The 13,214-nt window shown below is 31.6% G+C and carries 15 protein-coding genes; 4 read left to right on the top strand and 11 right to left on the bottom strand.

The window, feature by feature from the left end; translation table 11 throughout:
- Nucleotides 1–353: 353 nt before the first annotated feature.
- Nucleotides 354–650 carry a hypothetical protein gene (locus AC3WSO_RS00760; protein ID WP_492527920.1) on the bottom strand — a complete coding sequence of 99 codons (297 nt, stop codon included), beginning with the start codon at nucleotides 648–650 and terminating at the stop codon, nucleotides 354–356.
- 1,131 nt (nucleotides 651–1,781) lie between these two features.
- Between AC3WSO_RS00760 and AC3WSO_RS00755 the strand changes: the two genes are divergently transcribed.
- Together AC3WSO_RS00755 and AC3WSO_RS00750 are read left to right on the top strand one after the other, a co-directional pair.
- Nucleotides 1,782–3,050, top strand: coding sequence for a copper amine oxidase N-terminal domain-containing protein (locus AC3WSO_RS00755; protein ID WP_492527918.1), 1,269 nt, complete (start codon nucleotides 1,782–1,784; stop codon nucleotides 3,048–3,050).
- Between the two features lie 84 nt (nucleotides 3,051–3,134).
- Nucleotides 3,135–4,952 (top strand): DUF4127 family protein, encoded by a 1,818-nt coding sequence (locus tag AC3WSO_RS00750; RefSeq protein ID WP_492527916.1) that lies wholly within the window; start codon nucleotides 3,135–3,137, stop codon nucleotides 4,950–4,952.
- Between the two features lie 227 nt (nucleotides 4,953–5,179).
- On the opposite strand, the gene AC3WSO_RS00745 is transcribed toward AC3WSO_RS00750, so the two are convergent.
- From AC3WSO_RS00745 to AC3WSO_RS00705, 9 genes are all read right to left on the bottom strand, one after another.
- The gene (locus AC3WSO_RS00745; protein ID WP_492527914.1) at nucleotides 5,180–6,040 is read right to left on the bottom strand and encodes a hypothetical protein; all 861 of its coding nucleotides are present in this window, start codon (nucleotides 6,038–6,040) and stop codon (nucleotides 5,180–5,182) included.
- Between the two features lie 128 nt (nucleotides 6,041–6,168).
- A complete protein-coding gene (locus tag AC3WSO_RS00740; RefSeq protein ID WP_492527912.1) occupies nucleotides 6,169–6,876 on the bottom strand; it encodes a thermonuclease family protein in 708 nt (235 codons plus the stop codon).
- 128 nt (nucleotides 6,877–7,004) lie between these two features.
- Nucleotides 7,005–7,460: a hypothetical protein gene (locus tag AC3WSO_RS00735; RefSeq protein WP_492527910.1), complete on the bottom strand. Its 456-nt coding sequence runs from the start codon at nucleotides 7,458–7,460 to the stop codon at nucleotides 7,005–7,007.
- 447 nt (nucleotides 7,461–7,907) lie between these two features.
- Nucleotides 7,908–9,014: an EAL domain-containing protein gene (locus tag AC3WSO_RS00730; protein WP_492527908.1), complete on the bottom strand. Its 1,107-nt coding sequence runs from the start codon at nucleotides 9,012–9,014 to the stop codon at nucleotides 7,908–7,910.
- 356 nt (nucleotides 9,015–9,370) lie between these two features.
- Entirely contained in the window at nucleotides 9,371–9,607 is a 237-nt protein-coding gene (locus tag AC3WSO_RS00725; protein ID WP_323654503.1) for a hypothetical protein, read from the bottom strand.
- A gap of 342 nt (nucleotides 9,608–9,949) precedes the next feature.
- Nucleotides 9,950–10,096: a phage minor capsid protein gene (locus AC3WSO_RS00720; protein ID WP_492527906.1), complete on the bottom strand. Its 147-nt coding sequence runs from the start codon at nucleotides 10,094–10,096 to the stop codon at nucleotides 9,950–9,952.
- A 32-nt stretch (nucleotides 10,097–10,128) separates the two neighbouring features.
- The gene (locus AC3WSO_RS00715; RefSeq protein ID WP_492527904.1) at nucleotides 10,129–10,431 is read right to left on the bottom strand and encodes a hypothetical protein; all 303 of its coding nucleotides are present in this window, start codon (nucleotides 10,429–10,431) and stop codon (nucleotides 10,129–10,131) included.
- A gap of 239 nt (nucleotides 10,432–10,670) precedes the next feature.
- Nucleotides 10,671–10,838, bottom strand: coding sequence for a hypothetical protein (locus AC3WSO_RS00710; protein ID WP_492527902.1), 168 nt, complete (start codon nucleotides 10,836–10,838; stop codon nucleotides 10,671–10,673).
- Nucleotides 10,839–11,208: 370 nt separating this feature from the next.
- Nucleotides 11,209–11,460 (bottom strand): hypothetical protein, encoded by a 252-nt coding sequence (locus AC3WSO_RS00705; RefSeq protein ID WP_492527900.1) that lies wholly within the window; start codon nucleotides 11,458–11,460, stop codon nucleotides 11,209–11,211.
- Between the two features lie 278 nt (nucleotides 11,461–11,738).
- Between AC3WSO_RS00705 and AC3WSO_RS00700 the strand changes: the two genes are divergently transcribed.
- Both AC3WSO_RS00700 and AC3WSO_RS00695 read left to right on the top strand, forming a co-directional pair.
- Nucleotides 11,739–11,942 carry a helix-turn-helix transcriptional regulator gene (locus AC3WSO_RS00700; RefSeq protein WP_492527898.1) on the top strand — a complete coding sequence of 68 codons (204 nt, stop codon included), beginning with the start codon at nucleotides 11,739–11,741 and terminating at the stop codon, nucleotides 11,940–11,942.
- Nucleotides 11,942–12,241 (top strand): hypothetical protein, encoded by a 300-nt coding sequence (locus AC3WSO_RS00695; protein ID WP_492527896.1) that lies wholly within the window; start codon nucleotides 11,942–11,944, stop codon nucleotides 12,239–12,241. The genes AC3WSO_RS00700 and AC3WSO_RS00695 overlap by 1 nt, the downstream gene beginning before the upstream one ends.
- 106 nt (nucleotides 12,242–12,347) lie before the next feature.
- Here the strand turns inward: AC3WSO_RS00695 and AC3WSO_RS00690 are convergent, their stop codons facing one another.
- Entirely contained in the window at nucleotides 12,348–13,082 is a 735-nt protein-coding gene (locus tag AC3WSO_RS00690) for a helix-turn-helix transcriptional regulator (RefSeq protein WP_492527894.1), read from the bottom strand.
- Nucleotides 13,083–13,214: the final 132 nt, after the last annotated feature.

The following is a 13,214-nucleotide window of genomic DNA, read 5'->3' as shown; positions in this document are numbered from 1 at the left end:
AGCCAAGGTTTTTTTACTTGAGAAATAAAAAAGAACGCATCTATCCCTTATAGGATAAAATGCGTTCTTCGCAAATTCAGCTTATTATTTTCCTTAATATTACCACATATATACGACTTTGTTAATAGATATAATACACATAAAGAAATTTTACTATTCCGAACTACCCTAGAATATTTGAATGATAAAAAAACAACAGGATTTACCTGTTGTTTAGAGTTACTTATTTAGAATTGTGGATCTTTTTACTTTCATAATCTTCGATAATCTATTGTATATTCTATATTATTTGTTATCACTCATTATTACTCCTTCTAAGATCATTTCTTAGAGGAAATTATTTATAGGGAGATTCAATATATAGGTGTATAGATTAAAAAACTATTAATATCATTTTTATATAGTTTAGTTAGTTGATCAAATTCTTGAGGGCTTATTTCAGTCGGTTCAAATGCTTCTAATACCTGAATGTGCCTTGGAACACTGTTTAACGGATATTCTGCTGAATGAGAATGTCGTGATAAAACATTAACATTACCGGTATTTAAATCCTTAATAACCTCTCTTATATTTGCAATTATAAGTAATATATTGTCTTCTTCCATTCGTTCTATTATTCGAAGGAACTCGTACTTTTTTTGACGGCCCATTAAGAATCATCCATCCTTTATACATATTATGTTTTTATATTGCTAGATTTTGTTAATATAAAGTCAGTTTTATTCTACATTATTATATACTTAAATGCAAAACGACTAGATAATTCGGAATTGTTTATTTTTCGTTGACAAATTTAGATTAAAGCTTACCGTCATCTAGGTTTACGGAAAAATCTTAAGTACCAATTTTGGCGACTTTTACATAGAAAATGCAATTTAATTGGCTTGCCTTTTAAAGTAAATTTACCCAATAGCTTAGGCTTACTCTATAGGTTGAGTGATGTTTCAATTTCATTTACTCCACAATACCATTATAAGTACAAAATAATGCTGTTGGTGTCGCTATCGCTGAGGGAGAATTTCTTGATTAGACCGGGAAGTGTACTAGATTGGAAATATAAGAGTATGACAAAGAATAAGTAATCCTCTCTCCTTTTCGTGAGTGCTATGATGACGTGCAAGAACCCCTTACAGAAGAACAATTTAAAACATCGTTAATAAATATACTTCTGCTTTCTTTAAAAGTAGTAAAAGTCACATAAATTAAGACACTCGTTTGTTGTAAATTATATCCGCAGCGGAGGAGATATAACATTATTACTTAGGTCACTCTGATATAAAGACGAATTCATTGATACTTGTATGTCTTTAAAAGATGACGAAAAAGTCTTGAATGAAATGGATAAGAGAAGATAGTTGTATTCTAGTGTCTGCACTTATACTTAGAAGAGTTTGTACTTTTTTTGTACACTTACACTGGACTATCCCCTGCCCTATAGCCCTTTATAATATCTAGTTAAAAAGAGGGCTAATTTTGTCTGTTAAATCATCATAAGGAGTAGCGGAATTAAACCTAATAATTTAGTATTAAATTAATGTTGGTAATATATTCAAAAATATGAAATTCAAATCAATTGCAAGAAAAATAGTGAAAAATAAATTGTAATATAATAATATTAATATTGGTCATTTTAACAATAGTTCTATTTTCTCACCACTATTTGGATGTATAAGTAATGGTATCAAAGGGATTTTTGTTTGGATTTCTTTTTTTGTGGGTATATGCCAGCAAGGAGAAAGTGAGTTAATTTTGTAAGATAGAAAAGGAGGGCTTTACGAATAATGCCAAAAAATTTATTAAACTCTAAGAATTTTCAAAAGGGTGGTAAAGGAATGAGTAAGAAAATCGTTTCTGCTTCTTTAGCTTTAGCAATTGGTTTTGGAGCTTTAGGTTATACAGAAAAAGCTTTTGCAGGAACTGCTTCTTCTCCAGATGTTTATGTGAACGGTAAACAAATTAGTTTTACAGCCGATTCTGCGCCGGAACTTTTAAACGGAACAACAATGGTTCCAATTTCGCAAATTATCCCTTCTATGGGTGCAACAGTTGTTTATAACGGAACAACTAAGGAAAGCACTATTACAGATAATGATGGTACGGTTATCAAAGTAACTATTGGAAGCAAAACAGCTTACAAGAATGGCGTTCCATTTACATTATTACAAGCACCGTACATAAAAGGTGGACGAACAATGGTTCCAACTAGAACATTCTCCCAAGGCTTTAATAAAACTGAAGTAAATTGGGATGGTTCACCCAACTATGTTGTAGGTATTGTGCATGATACTTTTAAATTTCCGATTATCATGTATCACAGCATTAGTTCAACTGCACCTACTGGAACTGGTTCTGGAGCAGAGATGCCTACTTCACAATTTGCAGAACAAATTGCTGCTTTGAAAAACGCAGGATATGATGGCGTTTCATTTGACGAATACCTAACATATAAAACTACTGGTAAATTACCAGCTGGCGTTGATAAGCCAATCATTATCACATTTGATGATGGCTACGAAAATAACTACACAGAAGCTTTCCCTATCCTACAACAGTATGGAATGAAAGCAACAATGTTTGTAGTTTCAAGCCAAATGGGACAAACACCTGGTTATATAAAGCATTTTGATTGGAACCAAGCTCAAATTATGAAAAATTCTGGACTAATTGATATCCAAAGTCATACACATGATCTTCATAAGAAGCATGATGGTGTTACGGGCCCTGCTAGTCAAAGTTTACTTTCAGCTCCGTACTACAATGAAACACAAAAACAATATGAAGCTCGTATTAAAGCAGATTTACAAGCTTCCTATGATGCTATTAAAAACAACGTAGGAATTGGAAATACGCAAACACTTGCTTATCCATACGGTCAAACTAATGCAACTGTTGAGAAAGTAGCTTTAGAAGTAGGATTTGATTTAGCACCTACTGTTAAATTTGGCGTTGCTTTTCAAGATTCTCCTAGACACCAATTAGATCGAATCACAGCTAATGAAGGGCAATCTGGTTCCTCTTTACTAGCTGAAATTGACCAATATTCATATTAAACTACTGAATTATAAAACTAAGGATTGGTTTTATATATCATTCCTTAGTTTTTATAATAAAAAAATTATTAAGGAGAGTTTATCTTGAAAAACAAAATGAAAAAGGTTTTGGCTTCCGTTTTAGCAGCTGGGCTCATGTTATCCAGTTTCTCTTTCACAAAAGCTGAAGCAGCCATTCCAGAAGTACCTAATCCAAACAAAACAGTTATGCTAGTTCCTTTGGATGACAGACCTATGAACACTGATACTGTTAAAAAGGCGGCTGCGGCTGCCGGTATTAAGTTGATCATGCCACCTAAAAACATTATTGCTACTAGTTTACAAAATGATAAAACAGGAGCTGGGTCCCATGGCGGTGATGCTTCTGCAGTAATTCAATGGATTAGAGATAATGACCATTTAGCAGATGGATTTATCTTTTCAGCTGATATGATTCATTCTGGTGGTTTAGTTGAATCCCGAAGCTTTTCACCAGCATACTCAACTTCCCAAGGGACTACTAATTTAAATATCATTGATGAAATTGATAACGCTAACCCTAACAAACCTATTTATGTTTTTGATTCTGTTATGCGTTTAGCTTCAACTGTAGAATATGAAGGTTTGGCAGAGAGAGATTATAAGAATTTACGAGATTTTGGATCGAAACCTCGTGTTCTTAATTCTTCAAGCCATGCCAATGTTAAAGCTAACTATGATATTGCTCCTTCTGCAGCAGATAATACTAAACCAGCTGGGAAAATCCAATTTTCTACTTCTTTGGTTTCTGAAGCAACTAGAGCTAAATATTATGAAGCTAGAGCTAGAAAGTTCGATCTAAACAAAGTGGTTGTTGACAAAACAGCTGCCAAGAAAATTGATTATGTTGTTTTCGGTGTTGATGATTCAAGTACAGACACAATTCAAACGAATGAGATTAACTGGCTTACATGGCAACAAAATAACGTTCTTATCAATAAATCTAAAATTGTATCTGATATTGATGGTGTTTCTTTAAACTTATTAGCTCGTATGACGAAAGAACTCTACAATCAGCCTTCTTTAAAATACTATGTTGAGTATTTTGGAACAGACGGAAAAACAACTGATTTTTATGATGAATATGCTTATGAAAGTGTACATGCTACTTTAAAAAAACAAATTGAAATTAGTGGTGGTACTTATGTAACTGATAAAAATTCAGCAGATGTAAGTATCCTAGCTTTAAGTCCACAATCAATTTATCGCGGAGCATTAGTTTCTGCTTTTGAAAGTAACATGGTAAACAGTATACCTACAGTTGTGATGGATTTTTATGGTTATACTGCTGATAGTTATATCATGAGCAACATTTTAGCAGGAACAAATGCCTCTCGTATGCTTGCATATTCTGCTTGGAACACCTTAGGAAATCGCATGGGAATTGCTTTAGGTACTGCAGGCTCTAGAATGAATTTTATGAAATATGAAACAGATCCAACTAAACTAAGAGATGCATCTAAAGCTTTTGCTTCATTGTCAATTGACCGTATTGCAAAAGATTATGGTTATAAAGGGAATAGACAAACAAATGTTATAAATGAAATCAAAAGCAAGTATACTGGTAATATATGGAATATGAAAGTTGGTAGGGGCCTTCTTAACACAGATATTTATGGTAAACTAGATCCGTCTCAAAATATGACAGATGCTCAAATAAAAGCTATTGATAATTACACGTTAACTCAAATGCAAGCTGCACAAAACGAAGTTGTAAAATCTTTCTCGGGCAGACGTGTTATTGAAAAAATTAATGGGCCTAGAAGCTTAAGTTTTGTATTCTTTAATTCTGCTCCTACACTAACTGATTCAGATGTAAGTCTTCCTTGGAATCGTTACTTTGAAGCACAAATTGACACTGGAGCGTCTAATTTATACGATTAAATTAGAAAGAGAAGGAGTTTAATTCTCTTTCCCCCTTTTACGCTATCCTAAAGAGGTATAACGGTACAAAATTAAAAGCCTACAGTCTTCACGACTGTAGGCTAATTTATTATTTAAACTGTTATATGCTAATAAGTGAGCTATTGCTGGTCCTCCTTCAATAATGAAGTTCCCCATTTATTACGCACACTCTCTTTAATAACTTCAAAAAAAGATAAATCCCCCGCTTATAATATCCCCCTCTTATATAAAGATTTAGGGTCGATATTTCCAGCAAATCTTCGTATAGCTGTTTTAGAATGAGTTTCATGTAAATCTTTTAAACGTTCAGGATCTAAGTAACTCATGTATTTCAATAAGAAGTAATTGTGTCCTAATAAACCCATCAAATGTAATTGGATATCAGAAAGAATAAAACGATTAGCATTTGCTAAATCGATTATTTTAATATCCCACCCATCTCTCTCCTCGCGCATTAAATGATAATAGAAGTCATTATTCTTCACTTTACCTCTGAAATAAAACAGTAGATGAGTTCTATTTTCCTTATCCTCAAGTTCAATAACTGAAGTAGGGGTATATGGAAGCTCCTGCTGAGCTAAAACGTTAATATCAATGTTAAGTTTCACCTGTTCATTAAACTGAAGATTATATCTTCTTAATAAATCAACGTTTGAAAGCATAGGCACTAAAGAAATTCTACCGAAAAATGTAGTTATGGTTAAAATGGCATTTTCAAATTCGAAAGAAAAGACATACTCTTCATCTAAAATGGCTAACCCTTTTTCAAGCACTTGTATACGATAAGGTTTCGTAAAAACGGCTACTTTAAATATGTTAGTGATTATGTTGTTTGTTGTAATTGGCCCAACTCTTGTATTCCATCTCTCGCATGCATGAGGATCAATAACAACATCAAAAATGTCTTTCGGTAGTTTAGAATCAAAGTTTCTAGACTCTGGATATTCTTTCAATAGTTCAGGTTTTGCATACTCCGGTATATTTAAAAACGATAATGCCTTCTTAATATTAAGTTCTTCCATTGGATATATATCTGAAATTTTTACTTTTGATTTTTTCTCCATCATATAATCAATCCTTTATTTTTCTTTATTTCTCTTATCAATAATAAACTAAGCATTTATTATAATGTTATAAAAAAGAAAATTTCACCTTAAATAATAACAAATGGATATTTTAAATTATATATTTCGTGTTATTTTTCTAGTAATTTTCCTATTTCAGATCCTTTAGCTTTAATATCCTGAAGAATTAATTTCATTTCCACCTCATCTACATCAGCAAAATTTGCAAAATGCCCTTCAAATGAATTAGTTAAGTTTACAAAGCCATCAATTGCCCAAACACCTAATGAATTATTACGTGCTGTCGTTTGTAAATCCTCTAATTCTGACATATAGCTTTTTACAAATGGAGAGTTTTTATCTATGATAGCTAAACCATTTTTTATAAGAATTTCTTGAATAGAGGTATCTGAATCCTTTAAATGAATATATCCTTGTATCTCATTAAGGTTATTGTTTCTTGGTGAAACTGAAGTAGCCGATGCGTTAAGCACATCTAAAGTAATCTCTTTATTTAAAAGTAAGTTTTTCAATGTATCACTAGCTTCGTTAGAAAGGGGTAAATCGTTTGCTGGTAGTTTAACTGATGCCAAGGCAACCTTTATAATACCATCTTCATGAACTGCCCACCCCTCTTGTATCTTATCCCCTCTTTTTGGTACTTTAATACGAATCATATTGTCCTCAGTAACTTCTATTACAAAGCCATTATATGTTGCAACTTCGGTACCAATAGATGATTTTATTACACCACTTAACTCCTTGCCTGTACTGTAATTTGGTGTTTTACATCCTGATAGAGTAATTATTGCTATTAAAATAATTATTAATTTTTTCATCTTTTCACCTCATTGACTAAAAAAAGCACGCAAGCTACCTATTAATAGATAACTTGCGTGCTTCGCATAGTTTTTAAGTATATTTTACAATTTATCTCTTATTATTTGAATAGAAATAAATTATTGTTTTATTTTTTCTTGAAATTGCTTTGAATACTAGGTTTTATTGACTTCGCTTCATATTTTTGCCTTTTATTTATGTAGCCATAGGTACTTAAAACCTGATTAAGAAATTTTAAAGTTGGATTGGGGATATTATTACCATCAAGTATTAAAAAAAGTGGCGTCCCCTTTTTATATGATTTAATAATCCAAATAGGCTTATTTATTTCCTCATACATGATTTTGTACTCTGGATGAACCAACTTTTGAACAAATCGTTCAAATAACTTTGGATTTCCAACAATATCACCTAGTGAGTACAAAAATCCTGTTCTTTTAATTTCTCGCATGTGCAATTCCAAATATTCAATAAAACTAGAATAAAGCTGGCCATTTACATAATCGGCTATTGGTCTTATAAGCTCCTTTCTGGAAATCCTTGATCGAACAATTACTTTAGTATTTTTCTCTAAAAATTTCATTTAATTACCACCCTTTCACTTCCATTTTCTCTTTATAAGTCATTTAGTCAAAAAACTAATTTTGATTGAACTTGAAAAAACGCTATTTGTGGATCTGTAAAAGCAAAAAATTGCCTACAGAGCTGCACAAATAGCGTTTAGTAATAATCTTACCGCATGGTATGAGTTGTAAATGTAAATAAAGTTAAATTATTATATCATGTTTTGGTAGTTTTTAAGGCCCAACTAGTTTGATGTTAGAATCAAATGAAATATCTAAAATGTTAAACAAGTATGTGCACGGATAACGCAGCATTAGAGAAATACGTTGGACTCTTATATCCAACCAGAATTACTAATTTGAAAACATGGAAGACTTCAAGGAAGTTAAACAAAAAATAAAGAAATAAGGCAAGGATAAAGGCGTGTTTCACCATTTTCAGATAAGTGAGCTTTAAAAACGGATAATTAGATTTTTTTTATTAATCCTAAATTAATCTCCTCCATAAAATTAGCCAACCCATCTTTAGTTAATGGCTGTGATACATAGTAACCCTGAATGGCATCATACTTGGTTTCTAATAAGTTACTTAGTTGCTCATAATTTTCTACACCTTCTATGATAAATTTTAAGTCCAAAGCTTTAATAAATTTGGAAAGAAGTATGATTACCTTTTTATTCGATTGATCACCAATAAATAAACGATCCAATTTAACCCCATCAAACTGAAATTTTGCTAGATACTGAAAGTTAGAGTAACCAGAGCCAAAGTCATCTATGAATAACAAATGACCACGATCACGAATTCGCTTAAGATTCTCCCTAATTTCAATACCAGCGAGTGATTCTTCAGTAAGTTCGAACGCAATTCTTCTGTGCTCATGAAATTCGATTTTATTAAGGTGTTCTATTAACCAACTAATATCCTTAACTAAAGATGTGGTTAAATTAATTGTTATATAAACAATTTCTTTGTACTTATTTAGTAATTCAACAGTTTCATTAATTATCTTCTTGGTTAAATCAATTAATAAATCTTCGTTATCCAAAACAGGGATAAAAACATTCGGTGTCACTGCTCCTAAATCTTTTGAATTCCATCTACTTAAAGCTTCGAAAGAAAGTTGTTCATTTTTATGAAGAATAGGCTGAAATACTGTACTAAACTCATCTATGTCAAAACCCTTATTTAGAATGTACTCTTGAACAGCATTACTGGCTATGTTTTGTTTATAGACTTGACGTACATAGTTTAATGCGGGTAATTTACGGTTTTCTACAAATAGATATTGTACTGTCAGGTCATTAACGCTTTCTAACTCTCGAATAAGTAATTGAGCTTTAGTTAAGTTAACACATATTAATACAAATTCTTCTTCAAATACCCTATAGCATTCTGCATCTGTTTGATAACTCTTTAATATTTTTTCCAAAGAAAGTGTTTCTTTTTTATATAGATTATTATCTAACCATCTGGAATTTTTGAGCGTGATATAAATTAACGTAAAAGTATTTTTACAATTAATACTTTTTAATAAAGATTTTCGATTTGATTCAAACGCCGAAAGTGCCAAATTTTCCCCTCCGTTATGGATTTTATTTTATTTTTTTGAATAAAATGGAAAAAGGAAGAACCACTTTCACAATTGAATGCGAAAGTGGTTCTTCCAACTTTACAAGTTTTTCATTTTTTTAATTTTAACATAAAGGAATACGAAAGTCATTTAATTATGTATAAGGAAAAGGTATTTAAAGAAATAAGAGGGAAAACTACTTAATTAATACTTTGTGCAAAGTGAGTGTTAAGGACGAAATACACAATATTTTTCTATTAAAAAGATTACATATAGGTCCAACAAGATTATATTTTGAATACAGTATAAAAATGAAAAAGCTCTTTCCTACAAAAGTAGGAAAGAGCTTTTTATAGTTAAAACTTAAAGCCAAAAATTAAAACTAACCACATTAATGAGGCAAAGAAATTAATGAGGGATAAGATTGCAATTACTACCTCAAAAACAGTACCCCATCCAATATCATGTTTCTTAATTTCTGCTGGTAATTCTTTTTGAACTTTTTTAGTTCGTTTTTCTTTTGAGCTACGGTAAAATTCGATTGATGTTGATCGTACCTTCGTAGATCTTTCTTTTACAATTTTTGTTTTCATGGATAACCATCCTTAAATTTATTTATCAAATCACTCAAAAAAAAAAAGCACTTTTGATAAATGAACAGACTACTCCCATAGTGAGATTAGTTTGAACACTTCAAAAGTGCTTTTAAGACCCCTATACCGTTTGGTTGGGGGTAGATTTTAATATGTGATAAGATATATCATTATTATAAACTATTTTAATTTTCTTATCAATATAAAAAGTTGGTTATATGGTGAAATATAGTGGAGCAAAATGTAAATCTAATGACGGTAATTGATACCCAAACAAGCTATCAGGCTCACCATATGTTGATACAGGCTACGCTGGATATTTCTTTGACTTGCCATTTTACCTTAGCAAATACGGTATTTAGAACGTGCATCGATATGACTTGATACTTCAATAAGATCAATACTATGTTCTTTGAAACGTTCTAATTGCATTCCGTTAGTAACATTATTGGTCGTTGACCGAATTACCATGTTAATATAACCTTCCACTCCACGATTCGCCCCAAGTCTTATCTATTACTTTATATTTTATCCTTATAATTAGCTTCTCTTTCGAAAGTGACAACTATACCTAATTCAGAAGAATTATACCCGACCGCTCTGGTTAAAGTGTTGGTACTTAATATCTTAATGTAATTAGATTTATCATTTATCCAATTTTTGTATTTGTCCGCTGCACCAGTGATGGTCATTGATGTAAAGCAAATAACATCTATAACTTTGATAATTTCATCATCTGGCGGCAATTCTGCTCCTTCTAATAGGGCTTTCATATAATTTTTTGCTTTTTGCTCTGGTGTCAAAACTTCTTCGTTGCGACTCATATGCTTCACTCCGTTTAAATTAAATTATATTTTTGCATCTAATTAGTATAACATTTTAGCCTGTTAAATTATCTACGTAAATATCGTTGAAGAAGTAGTTATTAGCACAGCGACATTCATCTAATGCATGGTTAAATTCATCTATTGGATTCCCTTTGTTGTCACGCTCCATCATTATTTGTTTGTATTGTAAACACCGCATTATGCTAGTTGCTTATCTTACTCAAAAGAAAAAGACGTCACTCAAACGCCCTTAATGTTTTATCAATATCCTCAATCAAACGGTCAACGCATTCCTTAGTGATTTTTTTACTACTCATGGCTCTGCAGTTGTTAAGTCTATCATGCTCACTATGTGGTGTTTTGTTTATGTGATTTTTAAAATCTGTTGTAATATCTTTCGCCATATAATCACCTCATTAACAAAATAGCATAAAAATAGCTGTTTATCACCGCTGGATTTAGGTATTATTTCACTCTCAAAAGTAAGTGCCATTGCCCTAACAGTTAAGGGGGGAACTGCTCGATACTTTTCAGTGCATAATAAAAACACCCCGGAGGATGTTAAAATTTAAGGTTTTTCGTTATTTTTAAAATCCAAACTATTGAAGAGGGTATTGAAAAAAATAATTGTATTTCTGTTACTCACAATATTGTTAAACAATTTAACTAGAAATATTACTACAATAAAAACAGCTATCAAAGTCGCGAAACCACTTGCTTTAAAGTAATCATTGAGAGTTGAATATAACATTAGTATAATCCCAAAGATCCCTATCAATGCAGGAAAAATTTCGATGGGTCATCATCTTCTTCAAGTTGTTTTAATCTTGCCTTCATCAAAATAATATCATTCCTAGCCATATTTTTTACCATTTCAATGTTTGCATTTATTTCATCTATCTTTTCAGTAGATTTATGTGGAACAAAATTTTCGTTAATAAAATGTATAAAATTATTAACACCAATTTTCCCATCAATTCTACTTATTTCTATCAATGTTTTATTAAACTCTTCATACATATCCAATTAACCACACCTCCTAGGCAAGTATAAACAGAAGAAGAAATATATGTAATAGGTTTTTGCTCTCAGGTCGGTCGCCGGTCTGTGTGTCTAAAATATTTAGTTTTCCATAAATACCAAGAGAGGAAAACATTACTGCGCCGCCCTACCTCTGAGTTTACACTATCAATGGATAAAAATGATATGTTTGGAACTTCTTGAACTATGCGCCTTAATTCGATGTAAAAAATAGTTTACAATATGTAAGAAATAAATTACAATCTATACAAGAGGTGGTGCTATTGTTAAATAATAAATTAGTAATTTGTAGGGCGGAAAAAGGATGGACGCAACAACAATTAGCAGATGTGGTTGGTGTCAGTCGACAAACTATAGCAGCTTTAGAGAAAAATAAATATAATCCGTCTTTGATTCTAGCTTTTAAAATTGCTAATTCATTTGAGAAAGAAATAACGGATGTATTTAAATATGAGGAGGATGAATAGTGGTCAACATAGCTACGATTGGTATTTGTGTTTTAGTAGTGCTAGTAATTTTTGCAGAATTTTACAAATCTACATTTGAACGTAGGACGGAGTCACAAGATGAGAGAGGTCAAATGCTCGTCTTTAAAATCAAGTCATTTTCTTACTCTGTTCTAACCGTTGGTATATTAATTGGAGTAGCACTAGTGGCAATGTTTAAATTAATAGATAAAGAATATTTTATTTTTTATGTAATGCTTGTGTTTTTCATTCAAAGTATATCATCATCTATTTATTTGGCCGTTGTTCGGAGAGTGTAAATATTTTGAATAACCCTGTCTTAAAATAAGGACAGGGTTATTTTTGTTTACTATCATCATATCAATAACACGTTCATGCACTCTCTGTACGCTTGTATGACTTATATTAAGTTTTGCCGAAAAAAACAACGAATGACTTTAAATATTTTCTTACATTAATAATCTGTTCTCTTAAATTATTCGTTACTTGTTTTGCAAAAACTTCTCCAGCATCGGTAACATGTATTAAACGAACCGTTCTTTTCTCAGGCTCTCTCCAACGACCTTCAATAGTTCCCTCAGCTTCCATTTCACGTGTAATCTCATAAAGATATCCATTTGAAGGCGACCATCCATATAACATATTAAGTTGATTAACTACCTCAGCAGCATAAAATTCAGTACGATTCATTCCCAAGGTAAAAATCATGTAACGTGTTATATCCTTTACAGAAATCAATTTCGCAAAATAAGACCTAAATTCTTGTGGTAATGGGTATTCTGGTTGTTCAGGTTTTTGGCCATCTTTTGTTAGGTTGAAATGGATTCGATCAATTACTTTTAGAAGCTCGACGAATTTGCTGTAATATAGTGATTCGTATTGTTGCAAATGTTCTTTTCCTGAAGCGGTAATCGAATAGTATTTTTTATTTTGAACTTGACTCATTATTAAATAGCCCTGACTCTCTATTCTTTTAGCGATGCGAGCCACGTAATCATAAGAAACTTTACGGCCAGGGAATAAACTTTCATAGGCTTCGTGAAGTTCTTTAGGATTAATTTTTGATTCTGATGATCGATGTAACCATAGAAGTTTTACAGTGTCTCCTATACTAAAACCAATACGTTTAAAAGTGTCCATGTTATCCCTCCTTTACAAACATTCGTTCTATGAATAGTATCTTACAAATAAATAAAAAGGTAAATAGAAAAAAAGAAGGGTCTGTTATTTATAGAAAAGATAATGAATTCAAGAATAAAATAGCAATACCCT

The sequence above is a fragment of the Lysinibacillus sp. EB106-09-02-XG168 genome (assembly GCF_058791475.1).
This window is presented reverse-complemented; position numbering and strand designations above follow the sequence as displayed.

Coding starts and splice junctions, on each gene's coding strand:
- AC3WSO_RS00760 (WP_492527920.1), bottom strand. CDS start 650: ATGGGCCGTCAAAAAAAGTACGAGTTCCTTCGAATAATAGAACGAATG.
- AC3WSO_RS00755 (WP_492527918.1), top strand. CDS start 1,782: ATGCCAAAAAATTTATTAAACTCTAAGAATTTTCAAAAGGGTGGTAAA.
- AC3WSO_RS00745 (WP_492527914.1), bottom strand. CDS start 6,040: ATGATGGAGAAAAAATCAAAAGTAAAAATTTCAGATATATATCCAATG.
- AC3WSO_RS00740 (WP_492527912.1), bottom strand. CDS start 6,876: ATGAAAAAATTAATAATTATTTTAATAGCAATAATTACTCTATCAGGA.
- AC3WSO_RS00735 (WP_492527910.1), bottom strand. CDS start 7,460: ATGAAATTTTTAGAGAAAAATACTAAAGTAATTGTTCGATCAAGGATT.
- AC3WSO_RS00725 (WP_323654503.1), bottom strand. CDS start 9,607: ATGAAAACAAAAATTGTAAAAGAAAGATCTACGAAGGTACGATCAACA.
- AC3WSO_RS00715 (WP_492527904.1), bottom strand. CDS start 10,431: ATGAGTCGCAACGAAGAAGTTTTGACACCAGAGCAAAAAGCAAAAAAT.
- AC3WSO_RS00710 (WP_492527902.1), bottom strand. CDS start 10,838: ATGGCGAAAGATATTACAACAGATTTTAAAAATCACATAAACAAAACA.
- AC3WSO_RS00690 (WP_492527894.1), bottom strand. CDS start 13,082: ATGGACACTTTTAAACGTATTGGTTTTAGTATAGGAGACACTGTAAAA.